At 39.5% G+C, this 23,069-nt stretch carries 21 protein-coding genes and 3 tRNA genes; 13 read left to right on the top strand and 11 right to left on the bottom strand.

What is annotated here, in order from left to right; all coding sequences use genetic code 11:
* Nucleotides 1–132: 132 nt before the first annotated feature.
* The 4 genes from DPV85_RS08005 to wecA all read right to left on the bottom strand — a co-directional run bounded on the left by DPV85_RS08005 (nucleotide 133) and on the right by wecA (nucleotide 1,668).
* Nucleotides 133–209 (bottom strand) — tRNA-Pro (locus DPV85_RS08005).
* Between the two features lie 24 nt (nucleotides 210–233).
* Nucleotides 234–309 (bottom strand) — tRNA-His (locus DPV85_RS08000).
* A gap of 30 nt (nucleotides 310–339) precedes the next feature.
* Nucleotides 340–416 (bottom strand) — tRNA-Arg (locus DPV85_RS07995).
* Nucleotides 417–603: 187 nt separating this feature from the next.
* On the bottom strand, nucleotides 604–1,668 hold the full coding sequence (gene wecA / locus DPV85_RS07990; RefSeq protein ID WP_111327657.1) for a UDP-N-acetylglucosamine--undecaprenyl-phosphate N-acetylglucosaminephosphotransferase: 1,065 nt from the start codon (nucleotides 1,666–1,668) through the stop codon (nucleotides 604–606).
* Between the two features lie 121 nt (nucleotides 1,669–1,789).
* Between wecA and hemL the strand changes: the two genes are divergently transcribed.
* Entirely contained in the window at nucleotides 1,790–3,073 is a 1,284-nt protein-coding gene (hemL, locus tag DPV85_RS07985; protein WP_111327656.1) for a glutamate-1-semialdehyde 2,1-aminomutase, read from the top strand.
* 45 nt (nucleotides 3,074–3,118) lie between these two features.
* Here hemL and glnD read toward each other — a convergent pair whose 3' ends face one another.
* Both glnD and map read right to left on the bottom strand, forming a co-directional pair.
* Nucleotides 3,119–5,704: a bifunctional uridylyltransferase/uridylyl-removing protein GlnD gene (gene glnD / locus DPV85_RS07980; protein WP_111327655.1), complete on the bottom strand. Its 2,586-nt coding sequence runs from the start codon at nucleotides 5,702–5,704 to the stop codon at nucleotides 3,119–3,121.
* A 61-nt stretch (nucleotides 5,705–5,765) separates the two neighbouring features.
* The gene (gene map / locus DPV85_RS07975) at nucleotides 5,766–6,569 is read right to left on the bottom strand and encodes a type I methionyl aminopeptidase (protein ID WP_111327654.1); all 804 of its coding nucleotides are present in this window, start codon (nucleotides 6,567–6,569) and stop codon (nucleotides 5,766–5,768) included.
* Between the two features lie 125 nt (nucleotides 6,570–6,694).
* On the opposite strand from map, the gene erpA reads away from it, so the two are divergent.
* From erpA to DPV85_RS07915, 12 genes are all read left to right on the top strand, one after another.
* On the top strand, nucleotides 6,695–7,042 hold the full coding sequence (gene erpA / locus DPV85_RS07970; RefSeq protein WP_049369279.1) for an iron-sulfur cluster insertion protein ErpA: 348 nt from the start codon (nucleotides 6,695–6,697) through the stop codon (nucleotides 7,040–7,042).
* A gap of 1 nt (nucleotide 7,043) precedes the next feature.
* Nucleotides 7,044–7,397 (top strand): YacL family protein, encoded by a 354-nt coding sequence (locus tag DPV85_RS07965; RefSeq protein WP_070583097.1) that lies wholly within the window; start codon nucleotides 7,044–7,046, stop codon nucleotides 7,395–7,397.
* A gap of 24 nt (nucleotides 7,398–7,421) precedes the next feature.
* Nucleotides 7,422–9,821 carry a penicillin-binding protein 1B gene (gene mrcB, locus DPV85_RS07960; protein WP_111327652.1) on the top strand — a complete coding sequence of 800 codons (2,400 nt, stop codon included), beginning with the start codon at nucleotides 7,422–7,424 and terminating at the stop codon, nucleotides 9,819–9,821.
* Between the two features lie 219 nt (nucleotides 9,822–10,040).
* A complete protein-coding gene (locus DPV85_RS07955; RefSeq protein WP_111327651.1) occupies nucleotides 10,041–11,945 on the top strand; it encodes an FTR1 family iron permease in 1,905 nt (634 codons plus the stop codon).
* Between the two features lie 28 nt (nucleotides 11,946–11,973).
* A complete protein-coding gene (locus DPV85_RS07950) occupies nucleotides 11,974–12,495 on the top strand; it encodes an iron transporter (protein WP_049357398.1) in 522 nt (173 codons plus the stop codon).
* Between the two features lie 115 nt (nucleotides 12,496–12,610).
* The gene (locus DPV85_RS07945; protein WP_111327650.1) at nucleotides 12,611–14,005 is read left to right on the top strand and encodes a Fe-S-containing protein; all 1,395 of its coding nucleotides are present in this window, start codon (nucleotides 12,611–12,613) and stop codon (nucleotides 14,003–14,005) included.
* Nucleotides 14,005–15,345, top strand: a complete 1,341-nt coding sequence (locus DPV85_RS07940) for an ABC transporter permease (RefSeq protein ID WP_111327649.1) — start codon at nucleotides 14,005–14,007, stop codon at nucleotides 15,343–15,345. Before DPV85_RS07945 ends, DPV85_RS07940 begins: the two co-directional genes overlap by 1 nt.
* On the top strand, nucleotides 15,332–16,465 hold the full coding sequence (locus tag DPV85_RS07935; protein WP_111327648.1) for an ABC transporter permease: 1,134 nt from the start codon (nucleotides 15,332–15,334) through the stop codon (nucleotides 16,463–16,465). Before DPV85_RS07940 ends, DPV85_RS07935 begins: the two co-directional genes overlap by 14 nt.
* A gap of 1 nt (nucleotide 16,466) precedes the next feature.
* Nucleotides 16,467–17,138, top strand: a complete 672-nt coding sequence (locus DPV85_RS07930) for an ABC transporter ATP-binding protein (protein WP_014065466.1) — start codon at nucleotides 16,467–16,469, stop codon at nucleotides 17,136–17,138.
* Complete coding sequence (locus DPV85_RS07925; protein WP_111327647.1) at nucleotides 17,128–17,607, top strand: TlpA family protein disulfide reductase; 480 nt, start codon at nucleotides 17,128–17,130, stop codon at nucleotides 17,605–17,607. The genes DPV85_RS07930 and DPV85_RS07925 overlap by 11 nt, the downstream gene beginning before the upstream one ends.
* 5 nt (nucleotides 17,608–17,612) lie before the next feature.
* The gene (locus DPV85_RS07920; RefSeq protein WP_111327646.1) at nucleotides 17,613–17,936 is read left to right on the top strand and encodes a c-type cytochrome; all 324 of its coding nucleotides are present in this window, start codon (nucleotides 17,613–17,615) and stop codon (nucleotides 17,934–17,936) included.
* A gap of 100 nt (nucleotides 17,937–18,036) precedes the next feature.
* Nucleotides 18,037–18,651 (top strand): PM1805 family lipoprotein, encoded by a 615-nt coding sequence (locus DPV85_RS07915; protein ID WP_111327645.1) that lies wholly within the window; start codon nucleotides 18,037–18,039, stop codon nucleotides 18,649–18,651.
* Nucleotides 18,652–18,705: 54 nt separating this feature from the next.
* Here DPV85_RS07915 and DPV85_RS07910 read toward each other — a convergent pair whose 3' ends face one another.
* The 5 genes from DPV85_RS07910 to DPV85_RS07890 all read right to left on the bottom strand — a co-directional run bounded on the left by DPV85_RS07910 (nucleotide 18,706) and on the right by DPV85_RS07890 (nucleotide 22,999).
* A complete protein-coding gene (locus DPV85_RS07910) occupies nucleotides 18,706–19,527 on the bottom strand; it encodes an ATP-grasp domain-containing protein (protein ID WP_111327662.1) in 822 nt (273 codons plus the stop codon).
* Between the two features lie 70 nt (nucleotides 19,528–19,597).
* Nucleotides 19,598–20,032 carry a pseudoazurin gene (locus DPV85_RS07905; RefSeq protein WP_054418921.1) on the bottom strand — a complete coding sequence of 145 codons (435 nt, stop codon included), beginning with the start codon at nucleotides 20,030–20,032 and terminating at the stop codon, nucleotides 19,598–19,600.
* 13 nt (nucleotides 20,033–20,045) lie between these two features.
* On the bottom strand, nucleotides 20,046–20,819 hold the full coding sequence (locus tag DPV85_RS07900) for an ABC transporter ATP-binding protein (protein WP_111327644.1): 774 nt from the start codon (nucleotides 20,817–20,819) through the stop codon (nucleotides 20,046–20,048).
* On the bottom strand, nucleotides 20,819–21,868 hold the full coding sequence (locus DPV85_RS07895) for a FecCD family ABC transporter permease (RefSeq protein ID WP_111327643.1): 1,050 nt from the start codon (nucleotides 21,866–21,868) through the stop codon (nucleotides 20,819–20,821). Before DPV85_RS07895 ends, DPV85_RS07900 begins: the two co-directional genes overlap by 1 nt.
* 15 nt (nucleotides 21,869–21,883) lie before the next feature.
* Entirely contained in the window at nucleotides 21,884–22,999 is a 1,116-nt protein-coding gene (locus tag DPV85_RS07890) for an ABC transporter substrate-binding protein (protein WP_111327642.1), read from the bottom strand.
* Nucleotides 23,000–23,069 lie beyond the last annotated feature (70 nt).

The raw sequence follows: 23,069 nt of genomic DNA, 5'->3' as shown, positions 1-23,069 counted from the left end.
ACTTAAAAAGTATTATGAATTTCTAGTTAGCACCTATTAAGACTTCAAAATTAAAAAATATTTTTAAAACAAGTCAATCAACAAGTGCCCACACAGATTGTCTGATATATTGTTAAAGAGCAAAAAAATAATTGGTCGGCGAGATAGGATTTGAACCTACGACCCACTGGTCCCAAACCAGTTGCGCTACCAAGCTGCGCTACTCGCCGTCAGATTTCTCAATTAAGAGAAGATGGGGTGGCTAATGGGATTCGAACCCACGACAACTGGAATCACAATCCAGGGCTCTACCAACTGAGCTATAGCCACCATTGATTAGTTGTTCATCGCATTGACTTCTGGCGCGCTCGACAAGATTCGAACTTGCGACCTTTGGCTCCGGAGGCCAACGCTCTATCCAACTGAGCTACGAACGCGTTACTGCGTCGTTGCAGGGGCGTATATTAATGATTTCCAAATATCTTGTCTAGCACTTTTTTGAAAAAAAATATCAAAAGATAAATTTTTGTTCAATTTGTATAGAATTTATTATGTATTCGTTTATTTTTAGTGCTAAAACGTAAAAAAGGATAGCAAATTGCTATCCTTTTTATTTTATTTCATTTATTGCTTATTACGACGTGCGCGACGTTTCATTCTTCTTACCCAACGGGTGATTTTCCATGCTTTTGTAATTGAATAAGCATAAAGGAAGAATAGCACGATAAACGCAATGAACATTGCCCATTCATTAATATAGAAAATTTCACCTAAGATCCCAATTGCAGCACAAATTGCCGCAAATAAGGTAATTAGTAAAAAGGCTTGGCGAGAGGTTAATCCAGCACGAACCATTAAGTGGTGTACATGTAAGCGATCCGGACGGAATGGACTTTTCCCTTTGCGTAAACGGCGATAAATGATGGCCACCATATCAATTAAAGGAACAGCAATAATCCAAAGTGCGGTCACTGGATTCATCGGATGTCCTTTCCCTTGCGTACTTAAAAGTAGAATCCAAATAATAGTAAAGCCGATTAAAGTACTTCCTGCATCGCCCATGAAAACTTTATATTTTGGCCCAAACGGAATCCCTAAGTTTAATAATAAATAAGGCAGAATCGCGACAATTAAGCCAAAACTCCAATATGCCATATCCATCTGTCCATCACGGAACATCAAGATACCGATGGCAGCAAATGAAACAATAGACAACCCTCCTAGCAATCCATCAATACCATCAATCATATTAAAGGCATTAATAATCGCGATTGTGGCAAATACGGTAATAATCAATCCGATAGAACCAAGTGTTAATTGGAATGGCCCGAGAATTTGACCTAAATGATCTAGATAAACATTACCCAAATCGATCATTAAAATCGCAAGCACTGCTTGAATCCCTGCACGCAAGAAAGGACTAATATCAAAGCGATCATCTAAGATACCGATTGCGAGTAGAATAAAGATACTGAATATATAAAGATAAGGTAACCGAAGTTGATCCCACTCCATTAAATAATAGCAAAGGTTTCCCATAAAAAGAGAAACTCCGCCGATCAGTGGAATCGCACCTTGGTGACGCTTACGATAATTTGGTTTATCAACCAAGCCAATTTTATTCGCAATTGGTCGCATCACAAGCAAGGTTAAAAATGCCCCTAAGAAAGTTACAATAAGACTTAGCATAGTTTGTATCCTAAAAATTTTTTGCAAAGGATAACATAAAGAAAAATCAGCACACAAAGATTTTTCTCAAATTCAGTTTTTTAGTACAATATGCCCACTTTTAATATAAGGATTAAAAATCATGACAAAATCAACCGCACTTTTCTCTCGTGCACAAGAAGTTATTCCTGGTGGTGTAAACTCCCCTGTTCGTGCTTTTAAAGGCGTAGGTGGCACACCCGTATTTATTCAAAAAGCCAAAGGCGCTTACATTTACGATACCGAAGGCAAACAATATATCGATTATGTGGGTTCTTGGGGGCCAATGATTTTAGGCCATAACCACCCTGCTATTTTGGATGCTGTATTAAAAGCAGCAGAAAATGGTTTAAGCTTTGGTGCGCCAACACCATCTGAAATTGATTTAGCAGAATTAGTCTGTGAAATTGTGCCATCTATTGAAATGGTTCGTATGGTGAGTTCAGGTACTGAAGCAACCATGACAGCCATTCGTCTTGCGCGTGGTTATACAAATAGAAGCAAAATCTTAAAATTTGAAGGTTGTTACCACGGCCATTCTGATTCACTTCTAGTAAAAGCAGGATCGGGGGCATTAACACTTGGCCAACCAAGCTCGCCAGGTGTGCCTGAAGATTTTGCAAAACACACTTTAACTGCAGAATATAACAATCTTGATTCTGTTAAAAAATTATTTGAAGAATTCCCTAACGACATCGCTTGTGTGATTATTGAACCTGTCGCAGGCAACATGAACTGTATTCCGCCAAAAGCAGGTTTCTTACAAGGCATTCGCGAAATCTGTGACCAATATGGTGCACTTTTCATTATTGATGAAGTCATGACTGGTTTCCGTGTTTCACTTGCGGGTGCACAAGCTTACTATGGTGTAACACCTGATCTCACCACATTAGGTAAAGTCATTGGTGGCGGTATGCCAGTGGGTGCTGTTGGCGGTAAAAAAGTGATTATGCAACACCTCGCACCAACCGGCCCTGTTTATCAAGCAGGTACTCTTTCTGGTAACCCGATTGCCATGGCGGCAGGTTTAGCCTGTTTAACCGAATTGAAAAAAGCAGGTAACGAGCAACACCTTGCAGAATTAACCACTAAACTTTGTGACGGCTTAAAAGCATTAGCTCAAAAACACAATGTACCATTTGTGATTAATCATGTAGGCGGAATGTTTGGTATTTTCTTCACTAACCAAAAACAAGTTACCTCTTATGCAGAAGTCATGAAATGTGATACCGAAAAATTCAAAATATTCTTCCATAAAATGCTCGATCAAGGTGTTTACCTTGCGCCTTCTGCTTTTGAAGCGGGCTTTATGTCTTTAGCTCATACAAATGAAGACATTGAAAAAACGCTTGCTGCCGCTGATATTGCATTTGCAGCAGTTGCTTAAAATATAAAAGTGCGGTTAAATTTAACCGCACTTTTTTATTTCATATTATAAACGTTCATAGAGTACGTTTTCTAACAATCCCCTTTCCTCTTCGGTTAATGCTGTGCCTTTCTCATTTGTTAGAATAAAAAAGTCTTCAGCTTTTTCTCCCACTGTCGTGATTTTTGCATTCCAAAGATTGAGTTTTAACTCGGTAAAAATTTGACTGATTTGAGCCAATAAACCGGGTTTATCTAAAGCCACCACTTCTAATTCGGTATGCTCTTTTTTGGTTTCTTTCAAAAAACGTACATCTGTTTTTACGGTGAAATGTTGCAACTGTCGATTATTTGCAAAAGACATGGATGGCAATTTTTCGCCTAATAAAACAGAGCTTAATACCGTCTCCAATTCTCGGCGACGTTCTGAACGAACCAATTCACCATTTAATTCTGTGATGATAAAGCTGTCGAATACGTAGCCATCATCGGATGTTAAAATTTGCGCATCATGAATACTAAATTTTTTCGCGCCAATGGTTGAAACTACTTTATTAAATAAGTTAGCTTGGTCAGGGCAATAAACGAAAATTTCTGTCCCACCAGAAGAAAAGCGGTTACTGATTTTAACGAGTACTTCACCATCAAATTCAGCTAATAGCTCCGTATGCCACGCAATTTGTTTTGGGCTATTTCGTAAGAAATAATCAGATGGGCAACGCTGCCACAATGCTGAAATTTTCTCTTCCGATAATTCTGGTTTTTCTTCGGATAAAATTGCCAACGCCAATTGACGATTTTCAAGGATCTTTTCTTTATTATCTAATAATAAATTCATCCCTTGGCGGAATTGTTGCGACGTATAATCATACAGTGAGGCAAACAAAGAACGCTTCCAGCTATTCCACAAGGTACCGTTTGTTGCACAAATATCCGCGACCGTTAAACAAGTGAGGTAATCTAAGCGCACATGATTTTGTACACTTTCCGCAAAGCTCATCACGACTTCAGGATCATGAATATCTCGACGCTGCGCAGTGATTGACATGAGCAAATGTTCTTTCACTAGCCAAGCCATCGTTTCGATTTCTCGACGGTCAAAACCATGCAAACGGGCAAATTCAACAATATCTTCAGCCCCTAACTCTGCATGATCACCTCCTCGACCTTTCGCAATATCATGGAAAAGAGCGGCAACATAAAGCAAAGTGCGGTCAGAAATTTGGCTAAATATTTGATGGCAAATGGGATGGGATTCTGCTTCCTCTTCAGCTAAGAAACTTTCCAATTTCAACATCACTCGCAAGGTATGCTCATCCACCGTATAAATGTGGAAAAGATCAAATTGCATCAAACCTTCAATCCCCTGCCATTGTGGTAAATAAGCCGTTAACACACCGTATTGGTGCATTGGGAGAAATGCGCGCTGAATCGCTTTCGGTTGATTAAATAACCGAATAAATTTTTCTCTTGCTTCAGGAATATTACATAATTTCTGCGTCAAACTTTCCAACGCAATCTGAAGTTGGCGTAATGTTGATGAATGAATTTCGGCTTGTTCATGCTGTGTAAGGTAGAAAAAAAGATCCAAAATACGATCGGGATAACGTAAAAATAGATCATCTTTACGTAAACACAAACTTTGATTCACTAATTCAAAATTATCATCCAAAGGATGAATAGAAAGCTCGCCATCTGTTGATAAAAAATGCGCTTTATAATGCTTAATCAGGATATCGCTCAAACGAGAAATCGTGCGTAAAGCTTGGAAAAAACGTTTCATCATTTTTTCGACGCCACGGTTTCCGTCGCCTTCAAAACCAAGCATCTCGCTCACTTTGATTTGACGATCAAACAACAAGCGATTGTCATAACGTTTTAAAATCAAGTGTAAAGCGAACCGCACTTTAAATAAAAATTCTTGGCTTTCTAATAATTGCTGATGTTCTGATGGGTAAATAAAGCCACTTTTCAAAATGCCATCAAGGGTCATTTCCCCAGTGTGTCGCAATGCGATCCAATATAAAAGATGAAGATCCCGTAAACCACCTGGGCTGTATTTTAAATCGGGCTCTAAATTGTAACTGGTGTTGTGATAGCGCTGGTAACGTTCAACTTGTTCTTGTACTTTAGCGTCAAAGAATGGTTTTATCGCCCAAAAATCTGGCTTTTTCAATATTTTCCCTAAAGCATTGAAAAGGGATACATCTCCCGATAAATAACGGGACTCAAGCAAATTGGTGGCAATAGTAATGTCTTGTTTACCTTCCTTTTCACACTCTTCTAAAGAACGAACACTATGCCCTACGTCAAATCCACAATCCCACAAGAACTGCACAAATTGAGCAATTTTTTCTTCAGTTTCAGACTCTCTTTCTTCTTTTGAAAGAATAAGAACATCTAGGTCAGATAAAGGAAAGATTTCTTGTCTGCCATAACCGCCTACTGCAATTAAGGTGAGATTAGCTTTATCTAATTCAAATTGCTGCCAAAGCAGTTTTAACAAATCATCACAAAATTGTATACGGTTAGCGATCAGCTCAAAAACGGAATAATCAGCAAAGTGCTGACGCTCCAATTCCTTCAAATTTTCACGCTGAATTTTGACCGCACTTGGCGTGAGTGGAGAGTCGAAATGATAAGGAAAAAGCATAGGTATTCCACAAACAAAACAATTATAAAAAAAGCCCACTATTGTAGGCTTTTAGCTGAACTTAAAGGTTATTCATTATACGTTGAATTCGACCTTCCGCAATTTCTTCATCACGGATTGTCATCACTTCACAACCGTTTTCGGTAACCACAATTTGATGCTCATATTGCGCTGAATGGCTACGGTCTTTGGTTTTTACCGTCCAACCATCGCCCATAATACGTACTTCTTTTTTACCTGCATTAATCATTGGCTCAATGGTGAATACCATACCCGGTTTTAAAATCACGCCGCCATCATCCGCATAATAGTGTAATACTTGCGGTTCACAGTGGAATTCAGTTCCCACGCCGTGACCACAGTACTCTCGTACTACGCTAAAGCCTTGGCTTTCAGTATATTTTTGTACCGCTTTACCAATTTCATTTAAACGAATACCCGGCTTAACCGTACGTAATCCCACATAAAGCGCTTCTTGTGCCGCTTCAACCAATTTTTGGCTACGAATATTGGTTTCACCCACGACATACATCTTAGAGTTGTCTCCGAAATAACCGTCTTTAATCACGGTCACATCAATATTGACAATATCGCCCTGTTTTAATTTTTTATCGTCGCTTGGAATACCATGGCAAACCACTTCATTTATAGAAATACAGGTTGCTTTCGGGAAACCATGATAATTTAAGCAAGCAGGAATTACTTTTTGTACATTCACCATATAATCGTGACAAATACGATCCAATTCTCCCGTCGTCACCCCTTCTTTTACATAAGGTTCGATCATAACCAAAACATCAGATGCTAATTTACACGCTTTACGCAACTTAACAAGTTCTTCTTCAGTTCTTAATGGAATGCCCATTATTTCTCCTTATTTAATTCTGATTTATTCGCATATAATAGCACTAATTCCGTGAAAAATCTTGAATGAATTAACAGGTTATTAGATAATACAAAGATTATTTTTAGGAAAGTGGGGATAGAGATATGTCAGATTTAGATATGGCCGTGCCGCTAACTTTTACTGATGCGGCAGCCAATAAAGTAAAAAGCTTAATTACCGAAGAAGAAAACAATGAATTAAAATTACGCGTTTATATCACAGGTGGTGGCTGTAGCGGTTTCCAATATGGTTTTACCTTTGATGATAAAGTCAATGAAGGCGACCTGACGATTGAAAAATCCGGTGTGCAATTAGTCATTGATCCAATGAGCTTACAATACTTAATTGGTGGCACCGTTGATTATACTGAAGGATTGGAAGGTTCTCGTTTTGTGGTGAACAATCCAAATGCAACCAGCACCTGTGGCTGCGGTTCGTCATTCAGCATCTAACATGGATTTTCAATTTACCCATTATCTAGGCAATGTGCATGCCAAATGTTCGATGGAACACATTGCTCTAGCCAATTGGTTTAATTCTGAAGTGCGGTCAAATCCTCAAGCGTTTTTGACCGCACTTTCTGCCTGTGAGCAGATTAAAAATAATGATGAAGTCACGCTGATTGGTTCTGAATACACGCTTTTTATCAATACCGATGAAGTGATGATTCGCGCCAATAATCTTGCGATTGAAACAGATGACATTTTAGAAGACGACTTCCATTATTATGATGAAGAAAGTATCGCCTTCTGCGGTACAACAGACTTCATCCACTTTCTTAATGCCTATTTTGAATTTATTGCTTAACCTCATTCTCTGAAGCTAACTATTATGTCGGAAACGGAAAACACCTCACCTGAACAACAAGAAACACAAGCGCCAGATAAGCGCCGTTCTTGTAAAATCTTTTTAGCTAAAGCAGCCTTTACTTTAGGGACGCTTGCCGTATTTTATGGTGGCTATTTAGACTGGCAAATTCGCTCAAAAATGGATGGCCAAATTTGGCGTTTACCGGCAGAAGTGTATAGTCGTTTAGAAAGCGTAAAACTTTCTGATAACCTTTCTTTTGACGAAGTGATTCAAATCTTACTCGATAACGAATACCGTCAAACCACAATGATTGCGGCACCAGGTGACTTTAAACTCGAAGAGGATACCATCGTATTACTTCGTCGCGCATTCCCTTATCCTGACAAGCCAGAGCCACAACGTGTATTACGTTTACGTTTTACCGATAACAAACTTTCTCGTATTGAAGATTTAGTCAGCGTAAAAGCGGTTGATGAATTCCGTCTCGCACCTAAATTAATTGCAATGTTGGAATCAGATAATGAAGATCGTTTAGCCATTCCGTTACAGCAATACCCTCGTTTACTCATCGATGCCTTATTACTCACAGAGGATCGCCGTTTTTACGATCATAACGGGATTAACCCTATTGGCATTATGCGTGCAATGGTTGCCAATATTAGAGCGGGCCAAACGGTTCAAGGCGGCAGTACACTGACTCAGCAACTAGTTAAAAACTTGTTCTTATCGAGCGAACGTTCTATTACACGTAAAGCCAATGAAGCGTTGATGTCATTAGTATTAGATTGGCGATATGATAAAAACCGTATCTTAGAAACCTATCTTAACGAGATTTACCTTGGTCAAAATGGTGATATTCAAATTCATGGTTTTGCACTGGCGAGCCAATTCTATTTTGGTCGCTCTATCCGTGAAATTAGCCTAGACCAAATTGCCCTTTTAGTTGGCATGGTGAAAGGCCCATCCCTTTATAATCCATGGCGAAATCCACAATATGCACTCGATCGCCGAAATGTGGTGTTAAAACTGATGCTTGATCACCAAATGATTGGGGATGAGCTTTATGACATGTTGAGTAAACGTCCATTAGGCGTGCAAGCTAAAGGTCAAATTTCACGTAAATACCCTGCTTTCATCCAAACATTACAAACGGATCTTCGCCGTCAATTAGGGGAAAACAAAACCTCTGCACTACTTGGTGCGAGAATTTTCTCCACCATGGATTTAAAACAACAGGCACAAGCTGAAAATGCTGTGGTGAATACAGTTACTCATTTACAACTACAAACCAAAAATCCACACCTTGAAGGTGCCATGATTGTGGCAGATTATCACCTAGGTGAAGTACGCGCGGTTGTCGGTGGATTACAAACAGAATATGCTGGCTTTAACCGTGCGTTAATGTCAAAACGTCAAATTGGTTCATTAGTAAAACCATCTATTTATTTGACCGCACTGATGAATCCGGAACAATTCCGCTTAAATACACCAATTCAGAATCAGCCGATCACGATTCATATTAAAGGTAGCCAACCTTGGCAGCCTCGTAACTACGATCGTAAATACAGTGGTTCGGTTATGCTAATGGATGCCCTTGCTCGCTCGCTGAATATTCCAACGGTAAATATTGGGATGAAAGTCGGTTTAAGCAAAGTGATCGATACTCAAAAAGCCATGGGCTGGGATAATGTAGCGATTCCAAAAGTGCCTGCAACCTTGCTCGGTTCTTACAGTATTTCACCTTATGATGTGACCAAACTCTATCAAACCATTGCAAATCAAGGTGGCAAAATTGAGTTAAGTACCATTCAAAGCATTGCTGATCGTCAAGGAAATATTATTTACGAACACAATACGGTACCAGATCAAGTGGTGCCGAGAGAAGCCGCTTATCAAACCTTGTATGCGATGCAACAAACCGTAGAACGTGGTACTGCGCGTAGCTTACAAAATGATTATGCCGATCTTCGTCTTGCGGGTAAAACAGGCACGACCAATGATGCCCGTGATACGTGGTTTGTGGGTATTGATGGTAAAAATGTTAGCACCATTTGGCTAGGTCGTGATGATAACGGTGAAACCAAATTAACGGGTGCCTCAGGTGCATTACAAATCTATAAAGATTATTTAAACCGTGTGGTTATTGAAAAACTGAAACTCGGACAACCTTCTACGATTAAATGGGTTGGTATCAATGCTTATGGCAGTTGGAGCTGTGGTAGTAATCGAACAATTCCAGTTTGGGCAAATAAAGATCAAAACTTCTGCGCTTCCGCGCCAACAACGAGTACAGCAACTGCGACAGCAGCGCAGACCACACAATCGCCACAACCTGAGCAACCAGAATCCGCAAAACAAGAAAGTGTATGGGATGTGTTAGATAATAAAGCGCCTGTTGAAGAAGCAGCACCCGCTCAATAAACCCGCTTATTTTTGACCGCACTTTTATATCTCCATAAAGCGCCTAACAAAGGCGCTTTATTCTTTTAAGCATACAATCACCCTCTAGACATTTCCGACTCTTGTAAATTTTTTGATCTCCATCACAAAAATTAAAATTATTTATTGTCATTTCACTGATATCAAAAGATAATTATAAATAGGAATTAATTTCATTTTAGGTAATGAGGTAAATAGACGATGCTATCCCGTTCTATTCGATTTTTCTTTTTAATTTTTTCACTCGCCTTCTCTTCTTCACTCTTTGCGCAAGACAACTACCAACAGTGGGTTAATGATATTACGTCCCGCTTAGACAAAACGGCTCAACTTGTCCAGCAAGGTAATACCGATGATGCGCGCACTGAAGTGCAAATGGCTTATTTTGAAGTGTTTGAAAATCTAGAAGGTCCGATTCGTATCAATTTCTCCGCACAAAAAAGTTACCAAATGGAAGCGACTTTTGGCGAGATCCGTAAAATGATCGGTGAAGGCAGTTCACAACAAGAGATTCAAGCTAAAATCGATCAGCTCAAAAAAGAATTACAAGAAGTGTTGCCATCATTGATTGAAGGTCATCAGCTCAATGCCGATGGTCAACATGGTGTTTATGATAATCAAGAGATCGCCCCTTATTGGCAACAAAGTTTTAAAACCATTGATGATTTGCTCGCTCAAGGGCTTGAAGCGTATCAAAATGGTGATCTCGATAATGCAAAAAAATTGTTCCAGAAAGCGCAGTACGATGGCTATAAAAATTCAGAAATGGAAATGTCCATTCGCCAAAATCGCTCTGCAGAAACTTCAGCAGCGATTAATCAACAGTTTTACAACATCATTCGTTTAAGTGAACAAGCCGATCAAATCACAGAAATTGGCTATCAAAGTACGCAATTGTTACAAGATATTGAAGAAAACTTGCCTAACCTGCCAACGACACGTGAAGAACAAAATGTTCAATCCAATGCAGCACAGCAAGCAACAGATAATCAACAAGAGCAAGATTGGAATAAGATTAAACAAGAGATCAACCAACGTATTCAACAAGCTATTGCTCTCTATCAACAAGGCGAAAGCAAAAAAGCAATTCTTTCTGTGCAAGACACCTATTTTGATGTGTTTGAAAGCAGTGGCATGGAGAACAAAATTGGCTCTCGTGATAGCAATTTTAAAGCAGAACTTGAAGGTTACTTCACCCATTTAGTCAGTTTAATGAAAGCTGAACAAGGTGATAAGTTACAAGCACAAGCTGATGGTTTAGACCAGAATCTAACTAAAGCGGTTGAAATGTTACAGGGCGGAGAACAAAGCGATTGGTCTATGTTCTTATATAGCCTTTTAATCATCCTTCGTGAAGGTTTGGAAGCCTTGTTAATTGTTGCGGCTATCGTGACTTACTTAATTAAAAATAACCACCAAGATAAATTGCCGGTTATCCGTCAATCTGTTTATGTGGCATTAATTGCCAGTGTGATTACCGCATTTATCTTCCAACTTATCTTTGAAAATTCTGGTCAAAACCGCGAATTGCTCGAAGGCTTTACGATGATTTTTGCTGTAGTCATGCTGTTTATGATGAGTTACTGGTTATTGTCTAAAGTCGAAGCACAAAACTGGAAACGTTATTTAGAAGGTAAACTCTCTACTGCCCTCACTACTGGCTCACTCATTGGCTTATGGCTTACCAGCTTCTTAGCCGTATATCGTGAAGGGGCGGAAACCGTATTGTTCTACTATGCCCTCGTGGGTGATGCGAAAAGTGCGGTCAGTTTTATCTATCTTTTCACAGGTATCATTGTCGGTGTAATTATTCTCACCATTTGCTACTTCGTGATGCGTTATACCGTGGTGAAATTACCGCTTAAACCATTCTTTATGTTCACGGGTTCTTTCATGTATTTAATGGCCTTTGTATTCGCCGGCAAATCTGTTTTAGAACTCATTGAAGGCAAACTTTTCGAGCCAACGCTGATTAGCGGTGTGCCTGAAATTTCGTGGTTAGGTATTTATCCTTATATGGAAACCCTAATCCCACAAGCAATCTTACTCATCGCAGCCGTATTTGCTCTGTTCATTATGAAATATCAAAGCAAAAAAGCCGCGTAATACCCAACAATCCTTTAGGAGAAAAACAATGAAAAAAGCACTTTTAGCAACAGCATTATTTGCGGGTATTTTCACCGCGTCTACTGCAAACGCATTCCAAGAATATCCAATTGGTGAAGCGGTTACCATGAATGAAATGGAAATTGCAGCGGTTTATCTCAAACCAATCGATATGGAACCACGTGGCATGGGTTTACCTGCTGCGAAATCAGATATTCACTTAGAAGCGGATATCCACGCAGTAAAAGGTAACAAAAATGGCTTTGGTGATGGTGAATGGATGCCTTACTTAACTATCAACTATACTTTAGTAAATGCTGATACTGGTGAAAAACAAGAAGGTACCTTCATGCCAATGGTAGCGGGTGACGGTCCTCACTATGGTGCAAACGTGAAAATGATGGGCGTGGGTAACTATAAATTAACTTACCACATCGACCCTCCATCAAAAGCAGGTATGCACCGTCATACCGACTCTGAAACGGGTGTAGGTCGTTGGTGGAAACCATTTGATGTAAGCTATGAATTCAAATTCACTGGCATCAAATAATCTCAGGTAAATCTTGATTTTACCGACTTGCCTTCCCTTGTTTGTCAGGGGAAGGCAATAGCATTTCATTTAACCTTAAAATATTGTCTGTTTTATCCTATTAAATGGTCAAACTATGAATTATTTTTTTACTTTCCTGCTTCAAGCACTTTTACCTTTTTCATTATTGCTCGGTGTTTATCACAGTAAACAATCCACTGTAAGTGCAAAAAAAATAATTTGGCTTAGCCTATTCGGTTTTATTGCCGGTATCGCACTTCGCCTTAGTTTACCTGCGGGACAAATCACCAATTTAATCGTCAATGCGGTAATATTGGCGCTATTGATTATCTTTGCCTTATGTTTAATTTTCGGCAAAGGTCGCTTACCTGCCTTTTGGCAAACCGTGTTAATGCTCATCGCAGGCAGTTTCTGGGCAAAAGATCCTAACATTACTGCCCTCGTTTCTACTGATGTTATCAATACCGATTCGATCTTACATATAAGTGCGGTCATTTTTGCCTTTGTTTTTTGTTTATGCTTACAAGGCTGGATCGATTTACTTCTAAAACAAGCGGTAAAAACACAACAAAAATCAACCGCACTTTTAAAAGGTGCCATTAGCCTTATCTTAGCTTGCTTGCTTGTTCCACTTATTGGTGAACTCTTATTGATTTTAATGAAACTTCAGGTACTTGAGCTTACCAAGCCTCGTTTAAGTTTTGTTGCGAAATCAGGCGAAATCACTCGTTGGTTAAATTACATTTGTGCAGCATTGCTCTTAGTTGTACTTGCCATCTTTTATGGCAAAATTCATTTATCACGCAAGCAACAAGTTAATGCCACACAAGAACCCATTGAAAAACGCCAAAAATTAGCTGCATTACGTACGTCCTCTCACCTACTCGGTTGGGGATATTTAGCTTTAGCAATTATTTTTGCTACACAACTTTATTGGGAACAAATTGCTTCTCGTCCACCACAACTTTCAGAAGCAATTCCTCTGACTTTAGATGAAAAGCAACAAGTGCATATTCCAATTGAACAAGTAAAAGATGGCAAATTACACCGTTTTGTCTGGATTGCTGATGACGGTAAAGCCGTGCGTTTCTTTGTTATTAATCGTCAACCGGATAAATTGAGTCTAGCCGCAGTATTTGATGCCTGCTTGCTTTGTGGTGACCAAGGCTATGTGATGGAAGGTAACCAAGTGGTTTGTGTGGGCTGTGGCGTACATATGTTTATTCCGTCTATTGGAAAACCAGGCGGTTGCAACCCTGTACCGATTGAAGATTGGCAACAAACTGAGACTGAAATTCTCATTAATCGAACCAGCTTAGAAGAAGGGCTGAATTTATTTAGCACGATTGTTGAAATCGATGTAAAAGATCCGATTAGTGGAGCCCAAATGAAAAACACTAAAACGGAGCACAAATATAATTACGAAGGTAAAACTTACTTCTTTGAAAGTGAGAAAAATCTTGATTTATTCCGTGATAACCCTGAAAAGTATTTAGGTAAGGGGGAATAATGCTAGCAAGAATGTTATTCCAATCTTGGCGTTTTAGCATTAAACGTAAACTGTTGGCCGTTATTACTATTTTCTTAGCGGCAGGCTTAGTCTCTGCACTCTTGGCGGTATCCATTGATATCGGCGACAAAATGGCGAAAGAACTAAAATCTTACGGTGCCAATATTTTAGTCGAACCTGCGAGTAATGCAGCCTTACCTGATGAGCTCAGTCACAACACAGATTTAAGTAGCCAAGATTTCCTCGATGAAAAAGAACTGCCGAATATTAAAGATATTTTCTGGCGAAATAACATTGTGGGATTTGCGCCATTATTAAGTGCAGATGTGAAAGCAGAAATTTTTTCTGATAAAACTCATGAAAAATCGACCGCACTTGAACAAATTAATGTGCTTGGTACATTTTTCGATCACAACATTCCTGTACCAGATGAAGATGATTTCCATACGGGGCAAAAAATTATTAGCCCTTATTGGCATGTTGAAGGAGAATGGGTAAACGATCTTGAAACGCCTGAAGGTGAATTTATTCCTGCGATCATTGGTGAACAATTAGCGCAACGAACTGGTTTAAAACAAGGCGATAAGATCAAGCTCCACTATCAAAATGATAAACTTGATAATCAAAGTGCGGTTGAAATTACCGGGATTTTATCTACTGGGGGTGCTGAAGATAATCAATTAGTCATGCCACTCAATGCCGTGCAAAAATTACTAGGTTTAGAAGGAAAAATTCAAGCGGTTAAAGTGTCTGCGCTTACTGTTCCGGAAAATGATCTTTCTCGCAAAGCACGTGCCAATACCGATGCATTGGATGCTGAAGAGTACGATCGTTGGTATTGTACGGCTTATGTTTCGTCTATTTCACATCAGTTAGAAGAAGCTATCTCTGGTGCCATTGTTCGCCCAATTTGGCAGGTTGCCGCATCAGAAGGTGTAGTCATTGGTAAAATCCAGTTATTGCTTGCTGTCGTGACTCTTGCTGCCTTAATCGCCGCTGCTATGGGCATTGCCTCATTAATGAGTACAGGGATCATTGAGCGTTCAAAAGAAATTGGTCTGATGAAAGCCTTAGGCGCATACCAATGGCAAATCGCCTTATTATTTTATTGCGAAGCCATTATCAGTGCCTTAATTGGTGGTTCGCTTGGTTGTATTGCAGGTTGGGGCTTAGCAAGATTTATTGGTTCGGCCCTATTTGGCGTTCCGCTAAGTTTTGCTTGGATTGTAATCCCTTGCGTATTGATGCTGTCTATTTTAATTGCTGTGGTGGGCACTTGGTTCCCAGCCCATCGTATTGCCAAACTTTACCCTGTGGAGGTGCTGTATGGCCGCCAATAAAAGTATGTTTTGGCGTTTAATCTTCCAAGCATTACGCCTACGTTTACAACGAGTATTTATTATCTTCTCTGCGCTGACTGTTGGTGCGTCTATTGTGACGGCAATGGCAGCGGTCTATTTCGATATTAATACCAAAATGAGCCAAGAGCTACGTACTTTCGGGGCAAACTTTTACATCGGTGCGGCTAATGGCGGTTTGATGAAAGAACGCCAATTAAAGCAAATTCTTCATCATGCACCGGATAATTTCATCACCGCTGCCAGCCCTTATTTATATGGCGTTGCGCGAAGTGATTTAGAAAAAATCGTCATTATGGGCGTGTGGTTTGAAGATATGCGTGTGCTTGCGCCTTATTGGCAAATTACCGGCTCAGCTATTAATGTCAATTTTGACGATCGCAATGCCATGATTGGTAAAACCTTGGCGGAACGCCTTAATTTAGGTGTTGGAAGCAAATTAACTCTGTCTAAAAATGCCGTTGAAAAACATGAATTTACAATTAAAGCGATTGTTGAGGCAGGCGATGCCACAGATAACATGTTAATCGTCAGTTTGGAATTTGCACAAAGTTGGTTAGATAAAGAAGGATTGGCAAATAACGCCTTGCTCAATGTGAAAAATGAACAAGGTAACGTCGCACAATTTGCGCAGGATATTATGCAAAGCCAACCCGACCTAACTGCCCGCCCAATTCGAAAAGTCTCAGCTTCTGAAGGGCAGATTTTAGATAAAATTAAGGGCTTGATGGGCTTAATTTCCTTAGTGATTTTAATTCTCGCCACCCTTTGTGTGAATACCACACTTATCGCTATTGTTGGAGAACGAGCAAAAGAATTTGCACTACAAAAAGCCTTAGGTGCCAAACAAAGTGACATCATTAAACAGATTAGTACCGAGATTCTGATCATTGCACTTTGTGCAATTGTCGCGGGACTGATTCTCGGCTACATCTTGGCACAACTACTTGGATTAACCGTATTCAAATCTTATATTGATATGCGTCTGCCGGTTATTCCAATTACTATCGTCTTATCGTTATTGGTTGCCTTTATTGCGGTGATTGTACCAACCAAACGAGCTTTAAATATCCAAACCGCAAATGTGTTAAAAGGGGAATAAAATGAGTGAATTTGTGATTGAAACGCAACATTTATATAAACGATTCGGGCAAGTCACTGCTTTAGAAGATATTAATATTCAAATTCGCCAAGGTGAGTTTATTGCAATCATGGGCGCATCGGGTTCGGGTAAAACCACACTCATGAATATTCTGACTGGCTTAGATACGGCTAGTGAAGGTAAAGTGATTTTAGACGGCATCGATGCAGCACAGCTGGATGAAGTAGGTCGTCAACGTTTCCGAGCGGAAAAAATTGGTCTAGTCTTCCAACAATTCCATTTAATTCCTTATTTGACCGCACTTGAAAATGTGATGCTGGCTCAGCATTATCACAGTGTGATTGATGAAGCAGCGGCTAAAGCAGTACTCGAACAAGTGGGATTGGGTCATCGTATTGATCACCGTCCAAGCCAACTTTCTGGAGGCGAACAACAACGGGTATGTATTGCTCGTGCATTGGTAAACCAACCACCCGTTATTTTTGCCGATGAACCTACGGGTAACCTTGACGAAAAAAATGAAGCACTTGTACTGGATTTACTACAAGAATTAAATCGCCAAGGTAGAACCATTGTGATGGTGACACACAATCCTGAATTAGGTGAGTTAACCGATCGTGTTATTTATCTCCATCACGGAAAATTTGTAAAAGAGGACATTAATGAAAAATAAATTCGTAAAACTACTCGCCATAAGTGCGGTCATTTTCGGCAGTGTTTCTTGTAAAGACGAAATCGCTGCGATTGGTCAAAAAGCTCCAGACATCGCTGCCTATGATTTACAAGGGAAAGAAGTGAAACTTGATGATTGGAAAGGCACTCGCTTACTGACATTTTGGTCTGAAACCTGTGGACGATGTGTCGCAGAATTAAAAGAATTCGAAAAATTGGCCGAAGCTAATCCAAATAAAGTTCAGCTTATCGCTATTAACGTAGATGGGGATAAAGTGGATACTAAAGCCGTGGTCGCCAAACGTCAGCTTACACTGCCGGTTATTAAAGACCAATTAAAAATTACTGCTGAACGCTATCAGCTTATCGGCACGCCAACAAGTTTTGTGATCACACCTGAAGGCAATATTCAGGCTAAATATGAAGGTGCGATTCCCTCAGAAGATTTAGATAAATTATTTAAAGGCTAGCCAAAATGCAAAAACGAATTTACTTACTCTCTGCACTTTTACCCGTTTTAGGTTTTTTATTTGCCACACCTGCGCTTTCTGCCGAAGCTGATTTAGTGAAAGCAGAAAAGGTATATAAACGCTCTTGTGCAACTTGTCATGGGAAACAAGGCGAAAAACCAGCAATGGGTGAGTCTAAAATTATTAATCAACTAAAACCAGAAGAAATTTCAACCGCACTTTCAGAACGAAAAGCAGGAAATATTCCTAGTGCAGGAAGCCCTGCAAAACAACGTTTAAGTGAGCAAGACATTCATAATTTAAGTGAATATATTCAAACATTAAAATAGTTTTTGAAATTTTTTTAAACTAATTTTAAAATATAAGGTCTTAGAAGAGGCTTAGTTTTTATAAGCTAAGAAATTTTTATATATCAATAAAGGATTGTTTATGAACAAATTTACTAAAATCAGTGCAACTGCATTATTTGCATTATTCTTAACTGCTTGTGATAAACCAGCAGATAAACCAGCTCCGGCAAAACCTGAAACAACTCAGCCAGCTCCAGAAGCTAAACAAGAAGCAGCAAAACCGGCTGAAGCGGCTAAACCAGCTGAAGCAACTCCAGCTCAAGAGCAAGCTGACTACAACAAATTACTTGAATGGAATGCAAGCCAAGCTCAAGCTCAAATGGCTGCACAACAAAAACTTCAATCTGATTTAACTGCTGCTGTTCAAGCAAAAGATGATAAGAAAATTGAAGAAGCAATCAAAACTTTCAACAAAACTGTTGAAGATACTATTGCAAGCTTAGATAAATTAGATATTACTGCGCCTTCAGTGAAAAACATTAAAGATCAAAATAAAGAAGTGCTTGCATTATCAAGCGAATTATTAGTTGATCAATTAAACTTAGCAACTAAAGCGCCAACTGAAGAACAAACTAAAGCTTACCAAGCTAAAGTTGAAAAACTACAAGCTGCAGTAGCTAAATTACAAAAAGACGGTGCTGATTTAGCACAAAAATTTGCGCCTGCAGCACCAGCTGCTCCAGCTGCAAAATAATTAATCGTTAAAGATAAAAAACCTTACTGTAACAAGTAAGGTTTTTTTATTCTCTTATTTTAATATTCTACTTTTCAACACATCCACAAATCGCTCCGTCGCCCCTTCCCAACGATCTAAATATAACGCAGGTTCAATCAATTCTAATTCATTCAATAGAAATTGATTGTGAATAATCGTTCCATCTACGCGTGCATAGACGGGCATTTCAGGCAATTTATGTAAAACATGGTATGCTGTTTCAATAATATGATCATCAACCTCTACAGGAATAATTTCAACTTTATATTGTGAATTCGCTCTCCATTCATTTTGAGGCGGCTGTCGGCGAATAGCATGACTAAATACACCATTGAAAAAAATCAAACTGGTTTCACCATTTGTGGCCACTTCAGGAATAAACGGCTGTAACACAACTTGCTCACCATACGCAGAAAGATCGGGTAATGCTTCACCTTGTTTTAATTTTGTTACCAAATTACCACTCTGTCCTACAGCAGGTTTAATCACAAATTCTGGCCAATCTTGGCGTTCAAGTGCGGTCAAAATTTCAGATGTTTTTGTTGAGCAAATAATAGTTGGAATAACATTGATGCCCCAATTCTGTAAATCACATAAATAGCCTTTATGGCTATTCCATAACATTAATTCCGCAGGATTTATGAATGCATTCTTATGCAGTTTAATCCATTGAGTAAATTCATTGTAGAAATTTGCGTAATCCCATGCCGCTAAAGGCAGAATAAAATGACTTTGTAATGTTTCTTGCCAAGGCAAAAATTGAGTCGGAATACCTTGATTAGAAAGTTGTGCTTGTACAGGAATAAGATTTTGAGGAGCTGAAGGATAAGTTTTGCAAGTGGTAATCGTAAGCATAGTAAATAATGACTGGTTTAAGCATAAAGAAGATGCGCCAATCATTAAACTGGCGCATCGATTTCAATAATTATTTTACTTGAGCAAAATATTTTTCAAGACGACCTTTGTTCGTCATAGATTTCTTCTCAAGGTCTTTCACCACTTTCTCTGCTTGTTCTTTGTTTGGTAGATTATCACCCACTTGAATCACACCATTCATATTCATTGAACGGTGTACTGGGCAAGTATAAACATAAACACCTTCTTTATCTAAAGTGATCGTGAGTTCCTGATCTTCTTCAGATTGGAATTTTTGTGCACCTTCAGGAATCGCTTTGCTGTGCACAAAGTGACTTTTATTTTCTGGACGGAATGTCACCGTATCACCTGGTTGTACTTTTAAATAACCGGGTTCAAAAACCATTGAGCCTTCACTGCTTGAATTCAACATTTTGATGTCATGATGAGCGGCTTGAGCAGCAAAGCTTAAACCTAATAATGCTGCAAGTGCGATTTTCTTCATTTTCATTTCCTTCTTAAGAATGTGCTGATTTACGCTGTGGACGAATCACTGGCAAACCTGCGCTACATTGTAATAATTCAACGTTTACACGATATAAACGATTAATGGTTTCGACTTGTAAAACATGATGAGCATCGCCCACGCCTTGCACTTTACCTTCGCCGAGTAAAATCAACTCATCTGAAAATTGAGCGGCAAGACTTAAATCATGTAATACCATTATAGTAATCAGATTTTTCTGTTTCGTATAGGTGTAAACTTCTTCTAATAGATTAAGCTGATGATGCATATCTAACGCACTCACCGGCTCGTCCAACATTAAAATTTGTGGCTCACGTAATAAAACCTGGGCAAACATCACCATTTGACGTTGTCCACCACTGAGATTCAGAATATCACGATGGGCTAAATGACCAATGCCTAATTGTGCCATAATACTTGCTGCTTCAGTGAGAAGCTCATCGCTCACTCGCATCGTTAGACTATCCATTCGTCCCAAAAGGACAACTTCAAGTGCGGTCAAGCTTGCATCTACTCGGCTATCTTGAGGCATATAGCCAATTGGTTTACGCCAATCTGCTAACTTCGTCCGTTCTAGCTGTTTGCCTTGATAGGTAATCATTCCTTCATGTGGTAATTCACCAAAAATGGTTTTCAGCATGGAGGATTTTCCCGTGCCGTTTGGCCCAAGCACCGTGTAAACTTTACCTTCTTCAAAACGGACATTAATGTGATCAGCAACGGTGAGATCACCTCGTTTTACCGTAAGATTCTTTAATTCTAACATTATTGTCCCCTCTTGTTATTTAAAATAATCCAAAAGAAGAAAGGCACCCCAATAAACGAGGTGACAATCCCCACTGGGAACAATGCTCCAGGGATAATAACTTTGGACAATACCGAAGAAAGGGATAAGAATGCTGCACCGACTAACATTGCGCCCGGTAAGAAGAAACGTTGATCTTCACCAAGTAACATGCGAGCAACATGTGGTGCAACTAAGCCGATAAAGCCAATCACGCCAACGAAACTAATTGCTGTCGCCGTCATCATTGCGACAAGAACTAAAACCTTAATACGTAATACTTGCAAATTGATACCAAGACTCGCTGCACGATCTTCACCTAAACGAAGTGCGGTCAATTTCCAAAGCTCTTTGGAAAGTAATGCGACACAAATTGTGGTAACGACAATAATGATGATTAAACTTTGCCACGTAGCTTTATTTAAGCTACCGAATAGCCAAAACAGAATTTGTTGCGAGACTTCGGGAGCCGAAATAAATTGTACTAATGAGAGTAAGGATTGGAAAATAAAGAGCAATGCAATCCCTACCAGTACGAGCATTTCAGAATTAAAACGACGTTTAGACGCGAACAAGAAAAGAATCCCTGACGCGAGCATGGTCATGACAAACGCACCAATTGGCACTGCAACTTGTACCGGTAAACCAAAACTTCCGAAAGCAATTACAACAGAAGCCCCAAAACCTGCTGCTGCAGCGAGTCCTAATGTATAAGGACTTGCCATGGGGTTATTTAATAAGGTTTGGATCTCTGCCCCACCTACAGCCAGTGTTGCCCCGACTACAAGCGCCATCACTGCCATCGGTAAACGTAAATTATGCACAATATTGTTAGTCATTTTATCGACTTCACCGATACCGAATAACGCATTCACAACTTCAGATACCGATAGCATCGCTGGGCCTGTCATCACGTCGAGAATAAGACTGACCACGCCAATCACAAGAAAAGATAAAATAACAAACCAGCGTTTGCGTTCAAGCTTACGCTGGTTAGCCACAATATCTGCTACAACAGAATTGTTTTTCATTAATTAACGTTTCCTTTATTTGGTTTCAGGGAAAAGATAAATCGTACCTTCCGGGGTAACCGGTAAGTAGTTTTTATAGAAGTTTAAGTAAGTTTGTTGCGGATCTAAATCTTTAAACAGATCAGGATAAGCGGCTTTAGCTACAAACTGAACTGAAGCACTGTCTGATAGAGTACGAGAGTTCGCATGATAGGCTGCGTAAACACGGTTGTTTTTCACTGCCGGTAATTCAGCCCAACCTGCACGATGTTTAAATGCGTTTAAACGACGTTCCGCTTCCGCTTTTTCAATACCAAAGCCCATTACCATACCGTCTTGATTTTTCTTCAATTCAGTTTCACGGCCTGTAATAATAATTGCATCTGGTTTCGCGGCTAACACTTTCTCTGCAGCCAATGTACCCCATTTACCAATTTCTGCAGGCGCCACGTTTTCTGCACCTACAAGGCTAATCATAGAGCCCCACATGCTAGAGAAGAAGGTCATCCCTTGTTCAGCTGGGCCACCACGCCCAAACTCCACATACACTTTCGGTTGTTTTGCTAATTTTACATTTTTAACCGTCGTTTGAATATGCTCTACAATGTCTTTGTATTCTTTCGCAATTTTTGCGGCACGATCTTTCTGACCTGTTAATTCGCCAATAATTTCAGTAGATTTAATGTGCTTATCTAAGGTTTGAGCGTTGTAATCTAATACAACAATTGGAATACCCGCTTCATTGATAGCATCTAAATCAGATCCTAGCATTTCGTACTGCCAATCAGCTAAGACTAAAAGATCCGGTTTTAATGAAAGCACTTTTTCCACAGAGAACGTGCCTTCTTCTACTTCACCCACATCATCTAATTGATTTAATTTTGGCACCGCCTTGCTGAATAACTCCCAGCTTGCTGGCGCCCAAGAAGACCATACTTTCTTAGAAAAACCGACAACGTTATCTAACGCTTTGTCACCACCGACTGCCATATAATCTTGGTAATAGAAACCAAGTACCACGCGTTTTGCCGGTAAATCTACAGTGACTTCACGATCAAGTATATCTTTTACTTTCACGGGATCCGCATTGGCAAAACCTGCACTTAAACCAAGAATAGTAGCAATCGCTAAAGTTGAAAAACGTCTTTTCATAAGAAAAATCTCCTGAGTAAAATTAAACAACTTAAATGATAATAATTATCGTTGTGCATAATACCGAAAA

Source organism: Haemophilus parainfluenzae, assembly GCF_003252725.1.
In the GTDB taxonomy this organism is placed as follows: Bacteria; Pseudomonadota; Gammaproteobacteria; order Enterobacterales; family Pasteurellaceae; genus Haemophilus_D; species Haemophilus_D parainfluenzae_L.
The sequence above is the reverse complement of the archived record's forward strand: the minus strand, read 5'-3'. Positions and strand labels throughout refer to the sequence as shown.